At 49.0% G+C, this 23,231-nt stretch carries 22 protein-coding genes; 6 read left to right on the top strand and 16 right to left on the bottom strand.

Annotated features, from left to right (window positions below; genetic code table 11):
• Positions 1-228: 228 nt before the first annotated feature.
• The 3 genes from Q0174_RS08785 to brnQ form a co-directional block, all read right to left on the bottom strand.
• Positions 229-669, bottom strand: coding sequence for a hypothetical protein (locus Q0174_RS08785; RefSeq protein ID WP_298043357.1), 441 nt, complete (start codon positions 667-669; stop codon positions 229-231).
• Positions 670-705: 36 nt separating this feature from the next.
• Positions 706-2,472: a hypothetical protein gene (locus Q0174_RS08790; RefSeq protein WP_298043359.1), complete on the bottom strand. Its 1,767-nt coding sequence runs from the start codon at positions 2,470-2,472 to the stop codon at positions 706-708.
• Positions 2,473-2,658: 186 nt separating this feature from the next.
• The gene (gene brnQ, locus Q0174_RS08795; protein WP_298043361.1) at positions 2,659-3,990 is read right to left on the bottom strand and encodes a branched-chain amino acid transport system II carrier protein; all 1,332 of its coding nucleotides are present in this window, start codon (positions 3,988-3,990) and stop codon (positions 2,659-2,661) included.
• A gap of 210 nt (positions 3,991-4,200) precedes the next feature.
• Here brnQ and radA point away from each other — a divergent pair, with 210 nt between their 5' ends.
• Together radA and Q0174_RS08805 are read left to right on the top strand one after the other, a co-directional pair.
• Positions 4,201-5,550: a DNA repair protein RadA gene (gene radA / locus Q0174_RS08800; protein WP_298043363.1), complete on the top strand. Its 1,350-nt coding sequence runs from the start codon at positions 4,201-4,203 to the stop codon at positions 5,548-5,550.
• A gap of 700 nt (positions 5,551-6,250) precedes the next feature.
• Positions 6,251-6,994, top strand: coding sequence for a hypothetical protein (locus tag Q0174_RS08805; RefSeq protein ID WP_298043365.1), 744 nt, complete (start codon positions 6,251-6,253; stop codon positions 6,992-6,994).
• A gap of 220 nt (positions 6,995-7,214) precedes the next feature.
• Here the strand turns inward: Q0174_RS08805 and Q0174_RS08810 are convergent, their stop codons facing one another.
• The 8 genes from Q0174_RS08810 to Q0174_RS08845 all read right to left on the bottom strand — a co-directional run bounded on the left by Q0174_RS08810 (position 7,215) and on the right by Q0174_RS08845 (position 14,396).
• Positions 7,215-8,021 (bottom strand): transporter substrate-binding domain-containing protein, encoded by an 807-nt coding sequence (locus Q0174_RS08810; protein ID WP_298043367.1) that lies wholly within the window; start codon positions 8,019-8,021, stop codon positions 7,215-7,217.
• Positions 8,022-8,039: 18 nt separating this feature from the next.
• Positions 8,040-8,846 carry a transporter substrate-binding domain-containing protein gene (locus Q0174_RS08815; protein WP_297882300.1) on the bottom strand — a complete coding sequence of 269 codons (807 nt, stop codon included), beginning with the start codon at positions 8,844-8,846 and terminating at the stop codon, positions 8,040-8,042.
• 438 nt (positions 8,847-9,284) lie between these two features.
• Positions 9,285-10,091 (bottom strand): transporter substrate-binding domain-containing protein, encoded by an 807-nt coding sequence (locus Q0174_RS08820; protein WP_298043369.1) that lies wholly within the window; start codon positions 10,089-10,091, stop codon positions 9,285-9,287.
• Positions 10,092-10,262: 171 nt separating this feature from the next.
• The gene (gene ung, locus Q0174_RS08825) at positions 10,263-10,958 is read right to left on the bottom strand and encodes a uracil-DNA glycosylase (RefSeq protein WP_298043371.1); all 696 of its coding nucleotides are present in this window, start codon (positions 10,956-10,958) and stop codon (positions 10,263-10,265) included.
• Positions 10,959-11,417: 459 nt separating this feature from the next.
• Entirely contained in the window at positions 11,418-12,014 is a 597-nt protein-coding gene (locus Q0174_RS08830) for a DJ-1/PfpI family protein (RefSeq protein WP_298043373.1), read from the bottom strand.
• 209 nt (positions 12,015-12,223) lie between these two features.
• On the bottom strand, positions 12,224-12,970 hold the full coding sequence (locus Q0174_RS08835; RefSeq protein ID WP_298043375.1) for a hypothetical protein: 747 nt from the start codon (positions 12,968-12,970) through the stop codon (positions 12,224-12,226).
• Between the two features lie 38 nt (positions 12,971-13,008).
• Positions 13,009-13,644 (bottom strand): FAD-dependent thymidylate synthase, encoded by a 636-nt coding sequence (gene thyX / locus Q0174_RS08840; RefSeq protein ID WP_298043377.1) that lies wholly within the window; start codon positions 13,642-13,644, stop codon positions 13,009-13,011.
• Between the two features lie 125 nt (positions 13,645-13,769).
• The gene (locus tag Q0174_RS08845; protein ID WP_298043379.1) at positions 13,770-14,396 is read right to left on the bottom strand and encodes a nitroreductase family protein; all 627 of its coding nucleotides are present in this window, start codon (positions 14,394-14,396) and stop codon (positions 13,770-13,772) included.
• 121 nt (positions 14,397-14,517) lie between these two features.
• On the opposite strand from Q0174_RS08845, the gene Q0174_RS08850 reads away from it, so the two are divergent.
• The 3 genes from Q0174_RS08850 (at position 14,518) to Q0174_RS08860 (ending at position 17,514) form a co-directional block, all read left to right on the top strand.
• Positions 14,518-15,867, top strand: coding sequence for a sodium-dependent transporter (locus tag Q0174_RS08850; protein ID WP_298043381.1), 1,350 nt, complete (start codon positions 14,518-14,520; stop codon positions 15,865-15,867).
• 153 nt (positions 15,868-16,020) lie between these two features.
• Positions 16,021-16,146: a hypothetical protein gene (locus Q0174_RS08855; protein WP_297901624.1), complete on the top strand. Its 126-nt coding sequence runs from the start codon at positions 16,021-16,023 to the stop codon at positions 16,144-16,146.
• A 24-nt stretch (positions 16,147-16,170) separates the two neighbouring features.
• Positions 16,171-17,514: a sodium-dependent transporter gene (locus tag Q0174_RS08860; RefSeq protein WP_298043383.1), complete on the top strand. Its 1,344-nt coding sequence runs from the start codon at positions 16,171-16,173 to the stop codon at positions 17,512-17,514.
• 484 nt (positions 17,515-17,998) lie between these two features.
• On the opposite strand, the gene Q0174_RS08865 is transcribed toward Q0174_RS08860, so the two are convergent.
• Positions 17,999-18,361 (bottom strand): hypothetical protein, encoded by a 363-nt coding sequence (locus Q0174_RS08865; protein ID WP_297959532.1) that lies wholly within the window; start codon positions 18,359-18,361, stop codon positions 17,999-18,001.
• 397 nt (positions 18,362-18,758) lie between these two features.
• Here Q0174_RS08865 and Q0174_RS08870 point away from each other — a divergent pair, with 397 nt between their 5' ends.
• The gene (locus tag Q0174_RS08870) at positions 18,759-18,896 is read left to right on the top strand and encodes a hypothetical protein (RefSeq protein ID WP_298043386.1); all 138 of its coding nucleotides are present in this window, start codon (positions 18,759-18,761) and stop codon (positions 18,894-18,896) included.
• Positions 18,897-19,382: 486 nt separating this feature from the next.
• Here the strand turns inward: Q0174_RS08870 and rho are convergent, their stop codons facing one another.
• The 4 genes from rho to acpP all read right to left on the bottom strand — a co-directional run bounded on the left by rho (position 19,383) and on the right by acpP (position 23,203).
• Positions 19,383-20,729: a transcription termination factor Rho gene (rho, locus tag Q0174_RS08875; RefSeq protein WP_005873347.1), complete on the bottom strand. Its 1,347-nt coding sequence runs from the start codon at positions 20,727-20,729 to the stop codon at positions 19,383-19,385.
• A 63-nt stretch (positions 20,730-20,792) separates the two neighbouring features.
• Complete coding sequence (gene accA / locus Q0174_RS08880) at positions 20,793-21,731, bottom strand: acetyl-CoA carboxylase carboxyl transferase subunit alpha (protein ID WP_291938084.1); 939 nt, start codon at positions 21,729-21,731, stop codon at positions 20,793-20,795.
• Entirely contained in the window at positions 21,731-22,948 is a 1,218-nt protein-coding gene (locus tag Q0174_RS08885; RefSeq protein WP_298043388.1) for a beta-ketoacyl-ACP synthase II, read from the bottom strand. The genes accA and Q0174_RS08885 overlap by 1 nt, the downstream gene beginning before the upstream one ends.
• Positions 22,949-22,966: 18 nt before the next feature.
• On the bottom strand, positions 22,967-23,203 hold the full coding sequence (gene acpP / locus Q0174_RS08890; RefSeq protein WP_005873350.1) for an acyl carrier protein: 237 nt from the start codon (positions 23,201-23,203) through the stop codon (positions 22,967-22,969).
• Positions 23,204-23,231: the final 28 nt, after the last annotated feature.

Here is a 23,231-nt window from a genome sequence, read left to right on the forward strand (position 1 = left end):
TCTACGTAAATTTACATATTCTCGCCGAACAAGCTTAAATTTTATGCGCCGAAATACTCGGCAAATTTTGCCGCTTTATTATCTTAGAATAAATTTTGCTTAAAATTTTACGATTTTCGTTTAGGATTTTGCAAAATTTTAGCTCACGCACCGCATAAAAACGCGCTCGCCCACGTCCATTCGCACCAAAATATGTAAAATTCCTCCGCCATCAGCAAAGCAGCGCGCTTATAAGAATTCCTCAATGATTTCAAGCTGTTTAAATTTTACGGTTATCCTCTGCTCGCTCGCAAAGATAAAATCATACTCGCAAACGCCTCTAGGCTTTAGCGAAAATTGATGAACTATCAGATCGTTGTTTTTAAAGCTCTTGTCCTCCGTTTTAAAGCGGACGGCTAGGACGTTTTTGAAAACAAATTTAAAATTTCTATCTCGGTAGGGCGATAAAAATTTCATCGTTAATTTATCTTCATTTTTTAAAATAGCAAATTTAAATTCAGTCAAAACGGCGTCGTGAAGGGTTTCTTTCATACTGAACAGATACCTTTTCGGATCCGAGACAAACTGCCTGATAGGCTTTGCTATTTCGTTTTCATTCTTGCGAAGCGACTTAAAATAATCGTCAAAATACCAAATATCGCCCCTTCTTTTTATTTTCGCCGTGATCATCCGTCCGTCCATTTGCGCGTTTTTCTTAAATTTTACTCACGTGCACTGCATAAAAAATGCGCTCACCCGCGTTCGCTCGCACCAAAACACATATAAAATCCCGCCGCTGCCGAACAACAGCTCGCCGCCTTGCTCGCAGCTTGGAAGCTCGCTGTCAAGCTGCATCAAAAACTCCATCTTTTCGCCGCATATCGGACACGTCGGCACCAAGGCACCCTGTATCCACGAAGGCTCGCCGCCGATGCGCGCGAGGTTTTGCCTGCTGTTTGACATCCCCCAGTCCTGAGCCGCCCAGCGCGCGGGCGTAGGCGCAAGCGCGACCTCGCACTCCTTTATCGGCTCGTCCTGCACGTATTCGACCTGCGTCCGCTCGCCGATACGTCGCGGCATACCCTGCGCGTCGTGCTCGTAAAAGACTACCTCGCCCTCGTTTATCTCTCTAACATGCGCGGCGAGGGTTAGGCACGGCAGCGAGCACATGGGCAAGTCACGGGGCAGCGGATCAAGCGTGATGAGATGAAATAGCGGATTTTGCGCATCGCCGTCCACCTCGTCCAAAACCCCGCTTAGCTTATATCCAGCCTCGCCGTTCTCAAGCCGCCAGGTCGGATGGTGCTTCGCCAGATGCGGCGCATAGGGCGCGCCGAAATAGCCGCGCGGAAAGATTATGTGATATACGCGCTGGCCGCAGTATCTTTTGAGCCTGAATTTCTCGCCGCCAAAGCAAATTTCATCGTTCGGTGCTTTTTGTGATTTGTCGGCGGCTGGCTCGTTTGAGTTAAATTTAGAGCTATGTTCAGCCGCGCTCGCTTTAAAATTTTGGCTCGCTGCCGATTTTAACTCGCCAGCGTTAAATTTAACGGCGCTTGCCGCATTGCACGCTTCATCTAAATTTTTGCGCGATAGATCGCACTCATCCGCTTGCAGCGACGCTGAAGTAGCGCCGTCCGGCTCGTTTGACATCCGCGATACGTCGCGCTCGCCAGGTTGGGTTTGCTTGGCGCCGCCGCATTTGCCCGCATCCATTTTTAAAATTTCATCCGCCGCTTGAGCTTCGCCGTCTGCGTCAAATTTAACCCGCTCAAAGGTAAATCCCACGGCCTCCAGCCAATAGCCGATATACTCAAGCAGATCGAACGGACGGTCGAAAAAATCCTCTGCAAGCGCAAACTCACAGGCAAATTTTACGTTTCGCGGATCGCGGGTTTGCAGCAGGCAGCTAAAAATTTTTTGCTTATCGTCTCTGCTCGTCTGCGGATCCGCAAGCCTCTCGCGCCAGATTTGCGAGCTCTCGTAACTAAGCCCGCGCCACGGATACTCCGCGTAATACGCGCTCTCGTTCGGCTGTAATTTAAAAAGCTCGCCAAGATACTGGTGCAAAAGCGGTGCGAACTCGAGACTTGCCGCAGCGATGACCTCTTCGGCGTTTTTCCAGCGTGCGCTTTTTTCATCTTTGTCGCGTTGCCGTGTGCTTTTGCCCGTGCATTCGTCCGTCCGCGCATTCTCTTCCGTCTGGATCGCGCTTTTGCTCTGCTGCGTTTCGCGCTCCTCTGCCGCCTCCTCGCGCAAAATTTCAACCGCCGTGGCGATCAGAGCTTTAAAATCCTCCTTGCCTACATAGCCCAGAACGTCCTTTAGCAGCGTGCCGCCCTCTTGCTGCCCGCGCAGCAGGCTATCCGCTAGCGCAAAATACGCCGCCGCATCACCTTGCAGCCACCAAAACCGCTCGTATAAATTAGGCATACTAAAGCCGTCGCGTTCGAAATCTCGCGCTAAATTTAGCGCCTCATCCCGTTTATCCATCTTATTTCCTTTTGCGATTTTATTTTGATAATTTTATCGTAAATTTAAGTTAAATTTTGAAGGCGGCTTATTTTATATGTCAAAATTCCGGCAAAAATGTGAAAAATTAAATTCGGTGGCGAATTAAAATTTAGAAGTGTGCCGAGCCCCGTAGAGCCCGGCTAAATTTTAAAATAGCTCTTAAATTTAAAAGCTATCGTCTCTTTTTTCAAAGATCAGATGCAGCACGTAGGTCACGGCGAAGGTCACGGTGCTAGGCACGATCCAGCCAAGCATCGAATCGTAAAACGGCATTTTCTTTACGATAAACGTAACAAGCGGCACAGAAATCCCCAAAATATCAAGTCCGTTTATGACGCCCTCGACTACGCAGACATAGACGCAGGCGCGGTAAATCAGCTTGCTTGAATCGATCCACGGATTGATCAGCGAGAGGATTATCAGCATGATCGAGATCGGGTAGATTGCGACGAGGACCGGGATGGAGCCTTTGATGATGGTCGTAAGGCCGAAATTTGCGACTCCAAAGCCGATCACGCACCAAGCGATCGCCCAGGTTTTGTATTTGATCTTGCCTTTCGTAAGCTCTTCAAAGTATTCGCTAGCCGAGCTTATAAGACCCAGCGTCGTGGTGATGCAGGCTAGGAAAAACGCGCTGCCTAGGATCACGACGCCCACTCTTCCGAAGTAATGATCACTTACTCGCGACAGAAGCTCTGCTCCGTTTATATTCGGCGTATCCTTAAAAAGCTCCGCGGAGGTCGCGCCCAGATAGCCCAGCATAAAATATATCGTCATCAGTATGACGCCAGACATCATTCCCGCTTTTATGGTAGAGGTGACGAGGTGCTTCTCGTCGCTAACGCCGGTTGCTTTAATGGCGTTAATTACGATGATGCCGAATGCTAGCGACGCAAGCGCGTCCATAGTCTGATAACCCTCTACGAAGCCCTTTGCTGCGGCGTGATCAACGTACTCGCCGCTAGGGGCGACGAAGCTTCCGATCGGAAACAAAAATCCCGCGCCGAAAAGTAGCAAAATAAGCGCCAAAAGTATCGGCGTAAGGTATTTTCCTAGCAGATCGACGAGCTTTGAAGGGTTCATACAGATGTAATAGTTCAGCGCAAAATATGCCGCAGAATAAACAAATAGCCAAATTTGAAGGCTATCTTGCCCGATAAAAGGCTTAATAGCTATGTCAAAAGGCATATTCGCCGCGCGTGGTATCGCAAAAAGAGGCCCGATCGTAAGATATAAAAGCGCGGTAAAAACAAACGCAAACACCGGATCTATGCGGCGCACCAGACTCTGAAGCCCCTTGGCACGCGCAATGCCTGCGACGCCGAGCACCGGCAGAAGCACCGCCGTAGCACAAAAAAACATTATCGCGACATAAAAATTCTGTCCGGAATCCTTACCTAAGCCCGGCGGAAAAATAAAATTTCCCGCACCGAAAAACATCGCAAACAGCGTAAGCGATATCGTCAAAAACTGGCTTCTACTAAGCTTGCCCTTCATCTTAAACCTTCTTTAAATAAAGTGAAATTTGTATTATAGTTATAAATGTTTAAAACATATTTAAATTTAGCTCAAATTTAGCTGCAAATCCTCCCTCTCGTGATTTTTGATCTCGCAAACAGCGCGCGGGACGGCTAAAATTTTAAAAATTTTAAGTATAATTTCGCGAAATTCAAGGCTAAATTTAGACAAAATGAACGAGGAATAAAGATGGCGAAGATTAAAACTACGATTTTTGAGTGCCAGCACTGCGGCAATCAGCAAAGCAGATGGCTCGGCAGATGCCCAGACTGCGGCGCATTCGATAGCTTCGTCGAGCTCAAGCCCGCTCAGATCAAAGCGCTAAAAGAGATCGAGGGCGAGCTTGCCCGCACCTCGTCCGCAAGCGCCAAAGCGATCAGCGAGATACAGATCGAGCAAATTTCGCGCATCAACACCAAAGATAGCGAGCTAAATTTAGTCCTCGGAGGAGGCGTCGTGGAGGGCTCGCTCGTGCTAATCGGTGGCAGCCCCGGCATCGGAAAATCCACGCTGCTGCTTAAAATCGCGGCAAATTTAGCAAGCGGCGGCCGCGCCGTGCTTTACGTAAGCGGCGAGGAGAGCGCCAGCCAGATCAAAATGCGTGCGCAGCGGCTTGGCGCGATAAGCGAGCAGCTGTTTTTGCTCACCGAGATAAATCTGGGCGCCGTGCTTGAAGAGATCGAGCGCAGGGATTATAAATTTATCGTTATCGACAGCATCCAGACGCTTTTTAGCGACAAAGTCCCCTCCGCGCCGGGCTCGATCACGCAGGTGCGCGAGATCACGTTTGAGCTGATGCGACTTGCCAAAGCGCGCGGGATTTCGATCTTCATCATCGGCCACATCACCAAAGAGGGCTCGATCGCGGGCCCGCGCATACTAGAGCATATGGTGGACGTGGTGCTGTATTTCGAGGGCGATGCGAGCAAACAGCTTAGAATTTTGCGCGGTTTTAAAAACCGCTTTGGAGCTACAAGCGAGGTGGGGATTTTCGAGATGGGGCCGCACGGGCTCGTCAGCGCCAAGGATGTCGCGAGTAAATTTTTCACGCGCGGCAAGGCGGTAAGCGGCTCGGCGATCACGATCACGATGGAGGGCACGCGCGCGCTCGTCGTAGAGATCCAAGCGCTCGTGTGCGAGAGCGGCTATCCGAAGCGTAGCGCCACGGGCTTTGATAAAAACCGCCTCGATATGCTTCTAGCGCTACTTGATCGCAAGCTTGAGATCGGGCTTGGCGGATACGACGTCTTCGTAAACGTAAGCGGCGGCGTAAAAATCACCGAAACGGCGTGCGATCTAGCCGTCGTCGCGGCGATCGTAAGCAGCTTCAAAAATCGCCCGATCAGCAAAGAGAGCGTCTTCATCGGCGAGGTGAGCCTAAACGGCGAGATCAGAGAGATCTTCAACCTCGATGCGCGCCTGAAAGAAGCCGCGATGCAGAAATTTAAAAACGCGATCGTCCCGATGAAGCCGCAAAACGCGCAGGGACTTAAAATTTTTCACGCCACCGAGATCACGCAAATTTTAGATTGGATGTGAGACGGCGCGCTTCTTGACTTCGGCTTGGCGGTCGGCGCAAGCGAGCGAAAATGAGTTTTGAGCGACAAGGGACGCGTTGCTTTTGCATGGGCGCGGCGAGGGGGCGCAAGTGCGCTACTTTTTGCATGGCTCGTAAGCAAGCGCAAATAAGCTTGATCGCCAAGACACGCTTTTTGGATTTTCACGTATCGTAGCGGCTCAAAAATTCGTTTGAGCTTTAAAACGGCTCGGCGGCGGTGCGGTTAAAATTTAATCATTCGCGCCGCATCCTAGGCCAATACAAGGCGAGCGCTTTGCGGTGCAAAGCCGAGCGCGACAGGCCCTTGCGGCGCACAGGACGTATCGCATAGGGCTAAGAACCGGTAAAATTTTAGCGGCGCTAAGCTCTCATGCGCGGGCGCGACGCGGATACCGCAAGCAAAGTGTCGCGCGCCGAGCCGAATGGGCGCCGCCGTAGCACGTCGCAACCCGAAAAGGCTTGCTAGCGAGACGGTAAGCCAAAGCGCGCAGTTCCGCCTCACGTAGCCAAAAGACAGAGCCCGAGAGGCGGCAAGATAGCAACGCAGCGAGAGCGCGATGAAATTTTAATGCAAACCGCATAAGCCGTAGGCAAAGCCTAATTCTACGGACAGGCTCCGCGGATAAAATTTCGCAAATTTAGCGCGGATAAAATTTCATAAATTTAAACGGAAAGGTGCGTATGAGCCCAAACGTAATCGTTAAATTCGTCATTTTGTTTTTCATCAGAGCGCAAAGCTTAAACGTCAAATTTAGCAAGCTCGATGCCGTCGTGTCGCGCGCTTACGCCAAATATGGGGCGGTGTTTAAGCTAAGCGTGCCGCTACTTGCAGCAGCATCGGTATTTGCGCTGTTTAACCTATACGATTTTGCCAAAGCAAACTACGCGCTGACGATCTTTTTGCTCGCTTTGGGCTCGCCACTGCTTGCGTATAGCTTTTTTAAGGCGATAAAATCGGCGATGACCTTCGCGCTATTTGTGATCCCCTTTGCGGCGGTGTTCGCGATCATCGCGGTGACGGGCGCACAAAAGCTTGATAACTCGCTAAATTTTAACATCGTCTTTCCGCTGTTTTTCACCCTCGTGTGGTTTGCGATGTCGGTGATCGCTGATGAGGACGTGGCGCAGATCATGAATAAGATCGTATCGAAGCTCTCCACACTTTTCGTGACGATTTTCATCCTTTACAACTACGAGGCGCTACATGGGATTTTAACCGCAAGTGCGGGAGGGTATCGAGCGAGCGAGGATGAGCTAAGCGCGCTTGATCTGGTATTTATGACGATTAGATTTTTCACGCTGCCTTCGATTTTTACGTTGATGATTTTTGAGATTAAGGATTATCTTTTTGCAAGATACAGCGCGTTCGTGCAGGCTCAGCAGGAGCGCATGCAGGATTTAAAAAATTCCAAGGGCTCGAAGTAAAATTTTAAAGCTTAGCTCGATCTAATTTTGCGCGACGCAAATGGTCGCAAATACTAAAGATTGCGACTGCTGTGTGCACGCTGGCTTAGGCGCGGCGGCGGGACTAACAAAATTTTAAGCGAAATTTTAAAGCTAATTTCGAGACGAAATTTTAAGACCGCGCGGGCTAGAATTTAAAGCCGCGAAGCTTCAAATCCCGACCCACATCAAATTTAAAATTCTAAAAGAAGCTGTATATGTCGTCTAAAAGGAAGTATTTTTTATCGACGGTGCCTTTGTAGAAAGGCTCGAAAGTATCGTTATACGCTTTTTTGAAAAAGCCCTCTTTGCTAAGCGAAATGAGCGCTTGATTAACGGCTTCTGCGAGATCTGCGTTGCCTTTTTGCATCGCGATGCCTAAAAATACGTTCTCGCCAAGACTTTTGATATTAACCTCGACGCTAGGATCTGCGACCGGATAGACCATCACAAATAGATTATCGTCGCATGCGCCGTCGATCTCGCCGCTTTTTAGCCGCTTGTAACAATCGGAGGAATTTTTGCAATACACTAGATTGTAGCCGCCATCCTTTTGCATAAACGCTTCGCCCGTCGAGCCGCGGATGACGCCTACTTTCTTACCTCGCAGATCGCTCATTTTTTGGATATTATCGCTTTTTTTGGTTAAAACTCCAGAATTTACCGAAAGATAGGGCATCGAAAACTCATAATTTTTCTTTCTCTCCTCAGTAACGCTCGCAGCCGCGATAAGCATATCCGCCTGATTATTTTGAATGGACGGAAAGCGCGCTTGCGCCGATACCGGTATGAGCTCGATCCTGCCGCCGGTATCGCCTAAAATTTTGCCTCCGATTGCATTAGCAAGCTCTACGTCAAAGCCCTCAAAGCCGTTATCCGTAACTCTACTAAATGGAGGTTCATTTTCATAAACGGCGATACGAATGACTTTACTCTGCTTTATTTGGCTTAAAGAATTCGCAAGCGCAAAGATGCAAGATAAAAGAATTAAAAGCAGTGATTTTTTCATTTCAAATTCCTTTTTTTATTAAAAAAAGCTGTAAAGATCGTCGAGTAAAAAATATTTTTTATCGACGGTGCCTTTATAGAAAGATTCGAAAGTGTCCTCGTAAGCCTTTTTGAAAAAGCCCTCTTTGCTAAGCGCAATCAAGCCTTTATTGATCGCTTCTAGCAGCTCTGCGTTGCCCTTTTGTACTGCGACGCCCAAGAATACGTTCTCGCCTAAATTTTTTATATTGACTTCGACTGCAGGATCTACGATCGGATAGACCATTACAAAAAGGTTGTTGTTACAATATCCGTCAATCTCGCCACTTTTTAATCTCCTGTAGCAATCGACCGAATCGTTGCAGTAGGAAACATTATAACCGCCGTCCTTTTTGATATACGCCTCGCCGGTGGTCTTGCGGATGACGCCGATCTTTTTACCCATCAAATCGCCTATTTTGTGAATATTTGAGTCTTTTTTCGTTAAAATTCCCAAATTTACCGTAAAATACGGCATCGAAAAATCGACGCTGCCTTTACGCTCTTCGGTGATACTTGCAGCCGCGATTATCATATCGGCTTGGTTGTTTTGAAGCATCGGGAAGCGCACTTCGTTTGTTACCGGTATGAGCTCGATACGACCGCCGCTGTTGCCGAAAATTTTACCAGCTAGCGCGTTGGCAAGCTCGACTTCGAAACCTTCAAAGCCTTTCTCGCTCGACTTGCTAAAAGGCGGCTCGTTTTCATAAACGCCCACTCTGATAACCTTACTTTGCTTGATCTCGCTTAAGGAATTCGCAAAAACAAAGATCGCCGACAATAGAATAAGAAAAAATGACTTTTTCATAATTTCCTCCTTGAATTTTAAATTTTTCGTAATTGTAATGTAAATTTTCTTAAAATTTCATTTTACTAGAACCGAAACTATTCCCTAAATTGCGAGTTTAGCGATAAAATTTCGCAACTAAAATTTCTAAGCATAATGATAGAAGCTTTTTAAATTTTGCTGCCTTGCGCCAAACCCTGCCTGCTCTCATTAAATTTTAGCGCTTCGCTTAAAATTCTGTGCGTCTATTAGCGCCATAAAAATAGCGCGCCGCTGCGAAATTCTATGGAATTTTATAAATTCTGCAACGGCGCGTTAGTAAAATCTTACAATCTAAACCAAGCTCGCAAAGTCGGACAAAATAGCAAGGCTATGCGAGCCTTTTAAATTTTACCTAGCGAGAGCACACAGCTATGCTTACTGCAAGCAAATGCAGGCGAGCCGTACCGCTATGCCCGCCTAAAATAGGCTATAAAGATCATCCAGCAAGAAATATTTTTTCTCCGCAGTGCCCTTGTAATACGGCTCTATCGTCTCATCGTAAGTCTTTTTCATAAAGCCCTCTTTGCTTAGCTTGATAAGCTCGCCATTTAAGAAGTCCAGTAGCTCTTTGTTGCCCTTCTGCACGGCAACGCCCAAAAACTCCGAAGGGCCTAAATTCTTGATATTTACCTCAGTATCGCTATCGATGACGGCATAAGCCAAAACTAACAGGTTGTCGGTCGCGTAGCCGATGCCCTTATTTTCCTTTAACATCTTGTAGCATTCATTTGCAGTAGCGCAGTTTATGACGTCAAAGCCCTCTTTTCTAAAATACGCCTCGCCAGTGGTGCCGCTTTCGGCTATGATCGGTTTGCCGTGCAGATCGGATACGGTTTTGATCCTATCGCCCGCGCGGGTTAGCACGCCGATATTTACTGCGAAATACGGCGTCGTAAAATCGACCACCTGCTTACGCTCATTTGTGATCGTAAAGGTCGCAAGCACCATATCTACTTTATTTTCTTCCAACACTTTTAAACGCTCACTAGCCTTTACGGGCACGAATTCCACCTTGCCCGCTTTGCCACCGAATATATCTTTTGATAGCGCCTCGGCTAGGGTCACCTCAAATCCTTGAAATTTGCCGTCTTCAAATTTACTAAAAGGCGGTTGCGCCTCAAATACGCCTACGCGCACACTGCCCGATTGCCTGATCTCTGATAGGGTATTTGCCACTACACTACTTGTAAATAGCAATAAAATTCCCAAAATTATCTTTTTCATATCGTTCCTTTAATTACAATGATTAGCCTAGCCACGCATCTGCGTCGCTTCGGCAAGCCCTCTTAAGCCGGTCGTATATTATTCGCTCACTTCTCCTTTCGACATTTTTTAAAATTTCTTTACCTTTGAAATTTTGCGGCGCATTTTACGCAAATTTCATTTAAAATACATTTAATCTGCGCCGTGATTTAGATCCCAATCGATCTCTCCCAAACCGTGCGCGCGCAGATATTCGTTGCATCTGCTAAAATGCTTGCAGCCGAAAAACGCCCCTCCGGCTAGCGGGCTAGGATGAGCGGCGGTTAAAATGAGATGCCTCTGCGCATCGATCAGAGCAGATTTTGCTTTGGCGAAATTTCCCCACAGCATAAAGACTAAATTTTGCCGCCTCGCGCTTAAAATTTTAATCACGGCGTCGGTGAAAATTTGCCAGCCGAAGCCGCTGTGCGAGTTCGCGCGGTTCGCACCCACGCTAAGGCTCGCATTAAGTAGCAGCACGCCCTGCTTCGCCCAGTAGCTCAGATCGCCGCTAGCAGGCTCGCTGATACCCAGATCGCTCTTAATCTCTTTGTAGATGTTTACGAGGCTGGGCGGAATTCGCACGCCGCGCGGCACCGAAAAGCTAAGCCCCATCGCTTGATGCGCGCCGTGGTAGGGATCCTGCCCCAAAATCACCGCGCGCACCCGCTCAAACGGGGTGAGATTAAAGGCATTAAAGATCAAATTTCCCGGCGGATAGACGATCTCGCGCGCCTTTGCGGCGAGCAGGTTTTCCTTGATCTTCGCAAAATACTCGCTTAGAAATTCCTCCCTAAGCGCCTCTTTCCAGCCGCTCTCGATCCTCACGTCGTCTAAATTTATCTGCATACCGACCCTTTAAATTTTAATAAATTAACGCTCTAATTTTACAATAAATTTTAAAAATAATATCGCTCTTGCGCGTCGCTGCAATCAAAGGTGGATCGCACCGCCGCCGCAACCGATCCCGCCGACTTATAGGCGCCGCTATACGATCACGATCAAAAGCGCCATCAAAAACAACATGGCGATCGTCTTTTTATTGTCGTTAAGCAGGCTCTCGCGGCAAAAAGCAAACAAAATCGCGTAGGCAAAAAGCGCGATTGCAAACTCCCACGGGTTATTACCTCTAAATTTTAACCTATAAGTGACCCGAAAGCTATATGCGAAAGCAGCGATAAAATTTGAGCCGGTTTCATTCTGTCTTTGCGATCTCCTATTTTATCTAAAATCCATCGTATCGATATTTGCTCACTTAAAAACGCTGCGGTCTTAAAATTTTACGCCGTTTCTTGCGGCTTTAAAATTTCATCGTACGAGCTTGCTTCTAAGGTCGTAATACGGATAATCCATCGCCGCAGCGGCAGCCTCTCGTGCCTGGACGCCTGCAAATTTTTCGATCACGCAAAGACCAAGCTCGATGGAGCTACTCACGCCGCCAGCAGTGATGATCTCGCCTCCTTCTGGCAGGCTATCTCGCACAAGCCGCTCGTGCACCACATCCGCGCAGTAAGGCGCCAGCAGATCGTAGCAAAACGGGTGCGTGGTCGCGCGTCTACCTCGCAAAAACCCCGCTGCGCCCAGAAGCAGTGAACCGGTGCAAACGCTAAACTTATACTTCGCATCGCGCGCGGTTGCGAGCCACGAGATGAAGCCCGCATCGTCTTTAAGGCGTCGCGTCGCCATACCGCCGGGCACAAAAACCGCATCAAAGCCGCCTAGTTCCGTCGTAATCTCGTCCGCATCGATCGTAAGGCCGCCGCTGTCCGAAACTTGCCGCTCGCGCGAGCAAAACCTCATCTCAAGCTGCGGGCGGACGGCTTTGAGCCTTAGCATACAATCGTAAAATCCCACAAAATCGAGGTGTGTCTGTCCGCTAAACATCACAAGCGCTAGATTTTTCATGATCCGTCCTTTAAATTTATCGCTCGCCGTAGCAGTTTTTGGCTCGTCGCCGTTAAAATTTTCAGCGCTGCAGCCGCAACGAGCGTCTGTTTAAATTTAGCGACCGAATGCCCGCTCGGCTAAAATTTTAAAATTTCATCCTGTCGGACAGCAGAAATTTTACCGCCCGCGAATAAAATTTCAGAAGCGGTTTAAATTTTGCGCGCCTTTTATTCCGCTTTACTTAGACTTGCAAAAGCTCGCACGCCCGCATAGTGCAGCCTTTTTGCAACATTCTCAAATTCTAAATTCCAAATCCCCTCGTCGTATTTCCATTCAAACGGCGTTTTGTAATTCGTCCAAATTTCATACGCGCGTTCGTTTAGCCGCTCAATCAACGCAGAAATCCCTAAATCGCCGCCCGCTATCTCCATCATCAAATGCCAGTTATCCAAATCGGCGGGGTCGTCGGTATGGATGGATTTTTCGCGCGGTAAATAATACACAAAATCGCCCGTATCGAAAGGAAATAGCGTATGGCACAACGCAATGCCGTAAATTTTTTGGGCAAATACGGTCGGAAGCTGCTCGTCCGAATAACCGAAAGTTGAAACATATAAAAAGCTACGCAAAATGCTCGCTAAATTTCTGCAGACCGGCGCAAAGGCGTATCTGCATGCCTGCTGCGTTAAGGCGCCGTTTCGAATAAAACTTATGGCGCTATCGATCTCTCTTCTTCTTGCTTGCACGTATTTTATATTTTTAAATCGCCAAGCTTGCATCAGCTCCAAAGAACCGTCGATGGCTCGCAGATACTTGTCTCTTTTTTCATCCGCGGTGCCGCTTAGCTCCGCGATCCTCGCAGCGGCCTGCTTCCAAAACGGAATCAGGGTTTGTACCCATCCCAGGTAGCTCAGATAAAGCGCGTTCGGCTCCTCTTTTTCAAAAGCCGCTCTCATCTGCGTAAGTTTTATCATCGCAAGCCCCTTATATCAAAATTTTATCCCGCTCGCTACTACTCGTCCTGCGTCTTCTCGCCGCTCGCCATGCAGCTTTGGAATATAAATTTATGCTCCTGCGGCAGCGCATCGTAAATTTTACCCGCAAGCTCGCGGATCTCCCAAAGTGCAGCTTTGCTAGAGCGCAGAGCGAGGAAGTTTTGCAAGCTGCGCGCGTTTATGCTCCAGCTAAGCTCGCTCTTGTAGCACTCGGGCAGGCAGTATTTGGCGATATCAAGGCTAATAGGGGTTTGTAAGATTACGCGCAGATTTTCAAGCGCCGCGATACTTGCGTTATCAACCGCTTCGTTGCCGGTAAGCACTATGTATCGCGCGGCGTTTTCGAAATCTCCTTGCGCGAAGCTACCCTCGCCGCGTAGCTCTTTTAGCGTGTAGCGAGTGGATTTTACGCTAAGGCTTGCTAGGCGGTGGCGCGCCAGCTCCTGAAGCAGCGCGCGCGAAATACCGCTGATATAGAAGTTGTAGTAGAGATGCTCGAGAGTGCTTGAGTGCTTGAGCTGGTTGCCGACGCGGTCAATGAGCGCTAGGTCTTTGGCGCCGCCGCAATCGCCGCGCTCAAAGCTCTGCCAGCAGGTGCGGATTGCGTTTGAACAGACCCAAAGCGGAGTGAAATTTAGAAGTTTGACTTGCATGTTTATCCTTTGAAATTTTAAGCACATTTTAACGCTATCGCACTTTTAAACCGATAAAATTTCGCAAAATGATGCTTTTAATAAACGAAACTCGCGCCTAGCTTTACAAGCAGAAGCGACCCATTTTATCTTTTTTCGCTGCCGCTGCGAGAGATTAAAATTTCATCCAGCCCGTAGCGCGTGTGCGGGTATTTGCTAGGCTCACCACGCCCCAAAGCCACGACGATTGCAGGACGAAATTTCGTCTCTAAAGCGCAAAATTTTTCCAAAGCCGCGGCGTCAAAGCCGGTCATTATACACGAGCGCACATCAAAGTCCTCGGCAATATTAGCGATATTTGCCGCTAAGATATAAAGCTGCTTGGTCGCGTAGTTCATCAGCGCTTCGTCGTCTAAGCCCGCAAATTTCGCGCGGAAATAATTCATCGCAGCTTCATATTTTTGCGGAGTGTTTGCGCGACGGCGGACGGTGCGTTCTAAATACTCCTCGCCCACGCGCAGATCGTTACGCGCGATTAAAATCACGGCGTGCGAGCACTCGGCTATTTGCGGCTGGCTGTTGCAGGCTACAGAAAGCTCTTTTAGCTCGCAAGGATCCGAGACTATCATCATCTTCCACGGTTCCAATCCGCATGAGCTGGGACTTAAGCGCGCAAGATCAAGTATCTCGCGCACGAGCTCGCTATTTAGCTTGTCGCTGCAAAATTTACGGCAGCTGTGGCGAGAGAGCATCACTTCTTTTATCGATTTCATTTTATCTCCTTTAAAATTCGCGGCATTATAGCGGGTTTGCCTAAATTCCACCCGGTTAGCTTGGCGAGTTAAGCTAGATTTTGCTAATATTGCCCTTTCAAATTCCGCTACAAGGCATAATATGAATGATAAATTTAGTAAAATCGGCTTCATTCTCGCAGTCGCAGGCAGTGCCGTGGGGCTCGGTAATGCGTGGAAATTCCCCACTTTAGTAGGCACCAACGGCGGCAGCGCATTTATCTTGCTATATCTTTTGCTGACGCTTTTGGTTAGCTTCGTGATTTTTTTAGCCGAGATCGTCATCGGCAGGCTAAGCGAAAGTGATCCGGTGCGCGCATTTGAAAAGCTCGCACCCTCATACAAAGGCGCATGGAAATACGCGGGATTTTTTATGATTAGTGCGCTTTTGATCTATGCTTTTTACAGCGTCGTAATGGGTTGGATCCTAAAATACGTGGTCTCAAGCGCTTTTTATCTGCCAAAAAGTATAGATGAAAGCGGCGCAGCGTTTAACGCACTTTTAGGTAGCGACTTTTTAAGCGTGGCGGTGTGCTTTACCATAGCGTCGGCGTTTTGCTTTTTCATCGTATCTAAAGGTGTCAAAAGCGGCATCGAGCGACTTAATGTCTGGATGATGCCCGCGCTATTTATTTTGCTGGTTTTAATGCTAATTTACGCCGCAAGTTTCGATGGATTCGGACGTAGCGCGAAATTCCTACTGGTGCCAGATTTTTCCAAGCTTAATAAAGATAGCGTTCTTTCGGCGCTAGGACTTGCGTTTTTTACGCTTTCGCTTGGCGTTACTACGATTATGACCTATGCCGCGAGCCTGCCTGCGCGCACCAATATCCTAACCTCAAGCATAAATATCGTCTGCATTAATGTCCTAATCGGCGTGATGATGGGGCTTATCGTCTTTACTTTCATCTTTGAATTCGGCGGCGATCCCAAAGCGCAAGGTCCTGGGCTCGTGTTCGTCTCGCTGGTGGTACTTTTTTCAAAGCTCGGTGCGATCGGAAACATCCTAGCCTTTTTATTTTTCACCTCGCTATTATTTGCGGCGATTACTTCTGCAATTTCGATGCTGGAGCCTGCGATTTATTATCTCGTAAACTCCCGCAAGCTAAGCCGCAAGCGCGCTTCGCTTTTAGTTTTTGCCGTGACGTATGTTTTAGGGATATGCTGCATTTTGGGTTATTACGGGGGCACGAGCGAGTATTTTAGCCTAGGTGGCAAGAGCTTTTTTGACGTGCTTGATTACCTAACCTCGAATATCTTAATGCCTCTTAGTGGTATAATCGTGGCGATTTTCGTAGGGTTCGTGATCAAAAAACGAGCCGTCGAAATTCTACTGCGCCCATATATGGGGCGAATGGGCTTTAAGCTGTGGTATTTTGTGCTATTGCGCTTCGTGGCGCCAGTCGCGATCGTAGTGATAGCACTCAATCAGTTAAAAATTTTAAATTTTTAAATTTTGTAAAGCAGGTGGATAACATGGAAGTTAAAATTTGGCGCTAAAGCAGTCCAAAAGCAACGCGCCAAATTTCATAGCGAACTTGCGGCGATCCGTTAGCCTTGCAGCGATAGTTTAAAATTTTATGTTTAGATAGAGGAAGGTCAAAGTATGCGACGGCAATCAGCTTTCGGCACGACCGCGGCAACCCGCATGGCGATAGGTGCACGCGGCAAAGGCGTCGTAGCGCAGCCGCATCTGATCACGCTACGGAATTTTAAAATTCCGCGGCTATAAAATTTAAAAATCATCGGAGAGAAAATGAACGATAAATTTAGCAAAATCGGCTTCATACTTGCCGTCGCAGGCGGCGCGGTGGGGCTTGGCAACGCATGGAAATTCCCCACTCTCGTGGGTCAAAACGGCGGCAGCGCCTTCGTGCTTTTATACCTCGCGCTCACGCTAGGCGTGGGCTTTAGCATATTCCTAGCCGAGATGGCGCTAGGCAGGCTAAGCGGGCGGGATCTGCCGAGCGCGTACGAGACGCTGGCACCGCGCGGCGGGCGTAAATGGCGCGCGGGAGGCGTTTTCATCGCGGGCGGCATGCTGGTGCTGTCCTTTTACCTCGTCATCCTCGGCTGGGTGATACGCTACATATTTTTGGGCTTTTCTCCGCTGCCCGCAACCGCCGAGGAAGCGGGCGCCGTCTTTGACGATCTCATCTCGCATTCGCTAGCCACGAGCCTGGGCTTTTACGCGCTTGCGCTCGTGCTGACGCTCTCCGTCGTCGCGCGCGGCATCAAAAGCGGTATCGAGCGGCTAAACGTCGTGATGATGCCGCTTCTTTTCGTGCTGCTGCTCGCGATGCTTGCGTATGCGTGCACGATGCAGGGCTTCGGCGCGGCGGCGAAATTTCTTTTCTATCCCGACTTCAGCAAAATCACTGTTAACTCCGTCCTCTCCGCGCTCGGGCTCGCGCTCTTTACCCTGTGCGTGGGCGTCGGCTGTATCGCAGCATACGCAGCATCGCTTAGCGAAGGGGTGCGGCTCGTGCGAAGCTCGATAAATATCGTATTTATCAACATCGCGATCGGACTGATGATGGGGCTCATCGTCTTTACCTTCATCTTCGAATTCCGCGCCGATCCCGCGCAGGGTGCAGGGCTTGTGTTCGTCTCGCTCACTACGATGTTTGCAAAAATGGGGCTAGCGGGGCAGGTGCTTGAAGTCGCGTTTTTCGTCTCGCTCTTTTTTGCCGGGATTACGAGCGCGGTTTCGATGATCGAGCCTTTCGTCTTCTATCTCATCGGCAGATTTAAAATTTCGCGCCTGCGCGCAGTCTGCATCTCTGGGTGCGTCATAGCGGTGCTCGGCGCGTGCTCGCTGCTATCGATGCACGCAGATTATGCGAGCAAATTTAAGCTTTTCGGCGCGAGCTTTTTTGACTGCTTGGACTTCGTAAGCTCAAACGTCATGCTGCCCCTCGGCGCGCTAACTTCGGCGATATTCGTAGGCTTCGTGATGGACGTGCAGCGCCTGCGCGGGCTTTTCGGCGCCGATATGGGCGAGCTTGGATTTAAAATTTGGTACTTTTCGCTGCGCTTCGTAGCGCCCGTCGCGATCGTGATCATAATGGCAAATCTACTATTTTTCAGTGGAAAGTAGAAAGCGAAATTAATAGAAACAAGCGGTAAAATTCACGCGATAAAACGTACGATAGGTTTGTACGCGAGACGGCGCACAGGGCTCGCGAGATAATTTGCGACGTTTAAACTCGGCCAAATCGCGTGCTGCGATCCGCGAAGTGTCCGAGCAAAGGGCTTTAACGCAATGAAATTTCATACGGTAATCATGCGCGGTAAAATTTAAGCGTAAATTTTGTGCCTCGTTTCATACCGAAAAGAGCCCAAACGCATCCCCAAATTTAAAATTTACGCATTAAAATTTCGCAATCCGTGCGGCAAAGCCTAAAAGCGTTAAAATTTTACTACCTGCCAGCATAGCGAGCGCCGAAATGCGCCGTAGAAGTAGCGGGCTTGCTTTGCAGGAGCGATGAAGATTTTGCGGGTGCGGCCTAAACGGCTAGCGGCGCGCATTTGGGCCGAATGAACCGTTTTAAAGCCGCACGATTTAAGCCGTCCCTAGCGCGCTAGCACTTACCCGCCGCTTTGAGCAGGGCGTTGCAGTTACCACTTTTGGAACCTCCAGTACCGCCTGCGCCAACAATTTTTGTGCAAAGCACGTCAGAATCAACTACTATAACGGATGAAAAATAGCAACGATATAAATCCCCGTTTTTGCTCCTGACCTTATAATGTACTGAGTCGATCTCGCTTCGCACCGAATCGGGCACGACGGATAGGTTCGACTTCTCCACGCCGGTCGCCATCTCGACGCGATCTAAGAGCGTTGCCTCGCTAGTCATGGGCTTTTTGATGAAGCCGCAGCCTCCTAGCGCGCAAGCTACGATGCCGAGCGCAAGCGCAACGAGGAAATTTTTAGAAACCTTCATAGTTCTTCTTTAAAATAGATTTAATTATACGTTAGGGCCTTTTAAAATTTCTTAAAATGCAAGATAGGCGGCTGTTTAATTCTGACGAGAGACATTCGGCGGCTATAGTGGCGGCAAATTGGGCGCAAATACGCTAAGCTTAGCTACGGCAGGTACGGCGCCGATGCGGCGTGATTAAAATTTTAAAGCTTGGATTTTGCGCAAAGGATTTTAAATTTTAAAATTTTGCTTGCGCGCAGAAATTTTAAAATTTAGTTTAAGAAGGATCAAGCGCAGATCGGACGCGAGATAAAATTTCATATCGCTTTGAAATTACGACCGGCTATCGCGCGCAGCATTACAGATGCCGAGACTATGAGCGGCGTAAGTTTGAAGTGGAGGATATGTATGCCTTACGATGCAAAAGATCACAACGACTAGAAGCAGTGATCTTGCAAGCACTCGTGCCGTCTTAAAGCGCAAGCCTGCGGTCGCGACGCGCGATCTGAAATTTAGAAATCAAATTTCAAAAACAGTGCAGCAGCGCCTGCTTTAAAACAGTCGCGGGACGGTATCTGCTCGGACTGATTAAAAAGCCGAACGGCCGTTTTATAAGCCGCGACTGTAGAGCGAGCAAAAAAAGGAGGGGGCAGTATCCGTCCGCGCGGCGAGTTGTAGATTTAAAACGATTGAGCGAACAAAGAAAAGCCGTATGGAGACATCCGTGCGCAGCGTAAAGTTCAAATACCAAGTAGCTAGATGTGAAATTAAAGCGAGCGATTTCGCGCCGCAGCACCATAAAAAAAGCATGTGCTCTGCACGCAACTCTTATCCGGCGCAGCAAAATATGATATGTACCCGTAAAAGGGCGGTCAAAATTCTCGCGTCCACAGCGCGAAATTTAAACCGACAAGCGTGCGGCGCAAAGTAGCCGCCGCGGTGGGGGCGTAACAAGGCGTCTGCTCGGGAGCGTCGCGACGAGCTGCGACACTCGTCGCTTGCAAATTTAAAACGACTAAGCGAGCGGCAAATTTAATAAAATTTAGCCGTTCATTATCGATAGCAGCTCGGTGTTGTCTTTGGTTTTTAGCATCTTGGCGTATAAAAATTTCAGCGCCTCGACGTCGTCCATCGTCGAGATCGCCGAGCGCAGCGCCCAGATCTTTTGCAGATTTTCACTGCCTTGCAAAAGCTCCTCTTTGCGCGTGCCGGACTTGGTGATATTGATCGCAGGGTAAATTCTGCGATCCGAGATATTGCGATCAAGGATGATCTCGCTGTTGCCCGTGCCTTTGAACTCCTCGAAGATCACGTCGTCCATGCGCGAGCCGGTCTCGATGAGCGCGGTAGCGACGATGGTGAGCGAGCCGCCGTTTTCGATGTTTCGCGCCGCACCGAAGAAGCGCTTCGGCTTGTGCAGGGCGTTTGCGTCCACGCCGCCGCTTAGGACTTTGCCGCTGCTAGGCGTGACGGTGTTGTAGGCGCGCGCAAGGCGGGTGATGCTGTCGAGCAGAATGACGACGTCCTTGCCGTTTTCGACGGCGCGTTTTGCCTTTTCGATGACGAGCTCGGCGACGCGAACGTGGTTGAATGCGGGCTGATCGAAGGTCGAGCTAAATACCTCGCCGCGCACGCTGCGCTCCATGTCGGTGACCTCCTCGGGGCGCTCGTCGACTAGTAGCACCAAAAGCTCGACCTCGGGGTGGTTGCGCGTAATGCCGTTGGCAAGCTCCTTCATGAGCTCCGTTTTACCGCTACGCGGAGGAGCCGTGATGAGCCCGCGCTGCCCCTTGCCGATCGGGGTAAAAAGATCGAGCACGCGACCGGTAAGGCGCATAGGATCGTATTCGAGCTTTAGCTTTTCGGTCGGGAAAAGCGGCGTGAGATTGTCAAATAGCGGGCGCTCTCTGGCCTCTTGGATCGATTTGTAATTGATCGCCTCGATCTTTAAAAGCGCGTAGTACTTCTCCTGATCCTTCGGCTCGCGCACCTGGCCGGTGACGATGTCGCCGACGCGAAGGGCGAATTTGCGGATCTGACTTAGACTCACGTAGGCGTCGTTGGCGCTGTCGCTTAAATTTGAATCTATGCCGCGCAAAAAGCCGTAACCCTCGGCGGTAACCTCCAAAATCCCCGTAAAAAGTATGAAGCCGCCCTGCTTCGTCTGCATGCGTAAAATTTCAAAAACGAGCGCTTGGCGGCGGAATTCGCGTGGGTTCTCGACGCCTAGCTCGTCTGCTATGGCGATGAGATTTTCAAGATCCATCGAGCGGAGCTCCTCGATCTGGTAGCCCTCGACGGGAACATGCGTTTTAGCGTAAGTTTTTCTGCCGTTTTGATTAGAATTTGAAACGGCGGTCTGAGCAGAATTTTGATTTGTATTTTCCATTTGTCCTCTTAGAGTGTGAAGTTATTAAATTTGGTTTTAAAAAAAAGTTGCGAAATTTAAAATTTAGTTTTCTTTGTAAGCACCGAACCTTAAAATTTTTTGTTGTCTTCTGCTGATGAGCTCGTCTATGCTAAGATCGTCTAGCTTGTGCAGCTCGGTTAAGACGTAGTTTCCAAGCGCTTTTATCGCGCCGTCTTTATCTCTGTGGGCGCCCGTTTTAGGCTCTTTGATCACGTCGTCGATCAAGCCCAGCTCTTTTAGCTCCTCGGCGGTGATCTTTAACGCTTTCGTAGCGGCCTCGCTCTTACTTGGATCGTTCCACAAAATCGCGGCACAACCCTCGGGAGAGATAACCGAAAAAATTGAGTTTTGAAGCATCGCCAGCCGATCAGCCACGCCGATAGCCAAAGCTCCGCCGCTGCCGCCCTCGCCGATAACGACGGCGATCGTAGGGGTTTTAAGATCGCTGAGTTCATATAGATTTCGCGCGATAGCCTCGCTCTGGCCTCGCTCCTCAGCTCCGAGTCCCGGATATGCGCCCGGAGTATCAATCAAAAATAAAATCGGAAGGTTAAATTTCTCGGCAAGTTTCGCTACGCGCAGAGCCTTGCGATAGCCCTCCGGATGCGGCATGCCGAAATTGCGCTTCAACTTATTTTTGGTGCCGCGGCCCTTCTGCTCGGCGATTACGGCGATTTTGCGGTTACCCATAATGCCCAAATAGCACACGATCGAAGGATCGTCCCTAAAGGCGCGGTCGCCGTGAAGCTCCCTAGCGTCTTGCAAAAGCGCACGAATATAATCGATCGCGTAAGGGCGATCCGGGTGGCGCGCAAGCTGAAGTCTTTGGTATTCGTTTAAATTCTTATAAACTTTAGAAATTTCTTTTTCGAGGTTCTTATTTAAAATTTCGACCGCGTCCTCATCACCGCGAATTTTAGCGGCGGTGATGTCCTCGTCGATCTGCTTTATAGACTTTTCGAAGTCCAGATAGCTAGCCATTAATCTACTCTTTTGAAAATAAGCGATGCGTTCGTGCCGCCGAATCCGAAGTTATTGCTCATAACGCAATCGAGATTGGCCTTTCTAGCGACGTTAGGAACGTAGTTCAAATCGCAATCTGGATCTTTTGAAATTTGATTTATCGTAGGCGGTATGATGCCGTTTTGCATCGCTAAAAGGCTGATCGCAGCCTCTACCGCTCCGGCAGCGCCCAAGCAGTGTCCCAGCTGACCCTTGGTGGAGCTGACCGCAGGCACTTTGCCCTCGCCGAAAAGCTCTTTTAGCGCCGCAGTTTCATTTTTATCGTTTATTACTGTGGATGTTCCGTGAGCATTGATATAATCAATCTTCGGGCATCCCGCCATCTCGTAGGCCTTTTTCATAGCACGGATCGGGCCGTCTAGGCTAGGTGAAGTGATATGATAAGCATCGCCGCTAGCGCCGAATCCTACGAGCTCGCCGTAAATTTTAGCACCGCGCGCTTTTGCGTCTTCTAGCTCTTCTAAAACCAAAGCCGCCGCACCTTCGCCCATAACAAAGCCGTTTCGCTCTGCATCAAACGGACGCGAAGCGTGCGCGGGATCGTCATTTCTAGCGCAAAGCGCCTTCATCGCGGCAAATCCGCCGATACCTACGGGACAAACCGCAGCCTCGGCTCCCACTGCAAGCATCTTTTTCGCTTCGCCGATCATAATAACTCTCGCAGCGTCCATAATCGCATGTGCGGAAGCCGCACAAGCCGTAACGCTGGATAAATTCGGACCTTTTAATTTATAATATATAGAAACAAAGCCGCCGAGCATATTTACTAACGCAGAAGGGATAAAAAACGGCGAAATCCGCCTAGGACCGCGCTGCAAGCAGGTATTGGCATTTATCTCGATATTCGGCAAACCGCCGATACCACTAGCCGAGCTAACGCCGAATTCGTCGCTATCGAAATCACTAAATTTAGCGTCCTCTATAGCTTCGCCCGCGGCTTTAAGCCCCAGCTGGACAAATCTATCCATCTTTTTTATCTCTTTTCCATCCTCGATTATGCTCGAAGGATCGAAACCTTTTACTTCAGCTGCAATTTGAACCGGGAATTCGCTAGCGTCAAAGAGCGAAATTTTATCAACCCCGGTTTTTCCGTTACAGATATTTTCAAAACTGCTCTGTTTGTCAAGCCCGAGAGAGGTTATCATCCCGATGCCCGTTACTACGACTCGTTTCAAAACCGCTTCCTTAAAATTTTATTTCTTAGGCAAATTTTCTATATAATCTACTACGTCTTTAATGCTTACTAATTTTTCGGACTCGCTATCGGGGATCTCGATACCGAATTTTTCCTCTAAAGCCATTACAAGCTCAACTACGTCAAGAGAGTCCGCGCCCAAATCCTCGATAATTTTCGAATCTAGCTTAACCTGATCCGGGCTAACGCTTAGTTGCTCTACAACTACGTCTCTTACATCTTCAAATACTGCCATTTTAGCACTCCTTTAAAAAAATACCGCG

This window comes from uncultured Campylobacter sp. (assembly GCF_937996225.1).
Lineage (GTDB): Bacteria > Campylobacterota > Campylobacteria > Campylobacterales > Campylobacteraceae > Campylobacter_B.

Bases quoted from the DNA above. Each gene is read 5' to 3' on its own strand.
- Q0174_RS08785 (WP_298043357.1), bottom strand. From the start codon at position 669: ATGATCACGGCGAAAATAAAAAGAAGGGGCGATATTTGGTATTTTGAC.
- Q0174_RS08790 (WP_298043359.1), bottom strand. From the start codon at position 2,472: ATGGATAAACGGGATGAGGCGCTAAATTTAGCGCGAGATTTCGAACGC.
- brnQ (WP_298043361.1), bottom strand. From the start codon at position 3,990: ATGAAGGGCAAGCTTAGTAGAAGCCAGTTTTTGACGATATCGCTTACG.
- radA (WP_298043363.1), top strand. From the start codon at position 4,201: ATGGCGAAGATTAAAACTACGATTTTTGAGTGCCAGCACTGCGGCAAT.
- Q0174_RS08805 (WP_298043365.1), top strand. From the start codon at position 6,251: ATGAGCCCAAACGTAATCGTTAAATTCGTCATTTTGTTTTTCATCAGA.
- Q0174_RS08810 (WP_298043367.1), bottom strand. From the start codon at position 8,021: ATGAAAAAATCACTGCTTTTAATTCTTTTATCTTGCATCTTTGCGCTT.
- Q0174_RS08815 (WP_297882300.1), bottom strand. From the start codon at position 8,846: ATGAAAAAGTCATTTTTTCTTATTCTATTGTCGGCGATCTTTGTTTTT.
- Q0174_RS08820 (WP_298043369.1), bottom strand. From the start codon at position 10,091: ATGAAAAAGATAATTTTGGGAATTTTATTGCTATTTACAAGTAGTGTA.
- ung (WP_298043371.1), bottom strand. From the start codon at position 10,958: ATGCAGATAAATTTAGACGACGTGAGGATCGAGAGCGGCTGGAAAGAG.
- Q0174_RS08830 (WP_298043373.1), bottom strand. From the start codon at position 12,014: ATGAAAAATCTAGCGCTTGTGATGTTTAGCGGACAGACACACCTCGAT.
- Q0174_RS08835 (WP_298043375.1), bottom strand. From the start codon at position 12,970: ATGATAAAACTTACGCAGATGAGAGCGGCTTTTGAAAAAGAGGAGCCG.
- thyX (WP_298043377.1), bottom strand. From the start codon at position 13,644: ATGCAAGTCAAACTTCTAAATTTCACTCCGCTTTGGGTCTGTTCAAAC.
- Q0174_RS08845 (WP_298043379.1), bottom strand. From the start codon at position 14,396: ATGAAATCGATAAAAGAAGTGATGCTCTCTCGCCACAGCTGCCGTAAA.
- Q0174_RS08850 (WP_298043381.1), top strand. From the start codon at position 14,518: ATGAATGATAAATTTAGTAAAATCGGCTTCATTCTCGCAGTCGCAGGC.
- Q0174_RS08855 (WP_297901624.1), top strand. From the start codon at position 16,021: ATGCGACGGCAATCAGCTTTCGGCACGACCGCGGCAACCCGCATGGCG.
- Q0174_RS08860 (WP_298043383.1), top strand. From the start codon at position 16,171: ATGAACGATAAATTTAGCAAAATCGGCTTCATACTTGCCGTCGCAGGC.
- Q0174_RS08865 (WP_297959532.1), bottom strand. From the start codon at position 18,361: ATGAAGGTTTCTAAAAATTTCCTCGTTGCGCTTGCGCTCGGCATCGTA.
- Q0174_RS08870 (WP_298043386.1), top strand. From the start codon at position 18,759: ATGCAAAAGATCACAACGACTAGAAGCAGTGATCTTGCAAGCACTCGT.
- rho (WP_005873347.1), bottom strand. From the start codon at position 20,729: ATGGAAAATACAAATCAAAATTCTGCTCAGACCGCCGTTTCAAATTCT.
- accA (WP_291938084.1), bottom strand. From the start codon at position 21,731: ATGGCTAGCTATCTGGACTTCGAAAAGTCTATAAAGCAGATCGACGAG.
- acpP (WP_005873350.1), bottom strand. From the start codon at position 23,203: ATGGCAGTATTTGAAGATGTAAGAGACGTAGTTGTAGAGCAACTAAGC.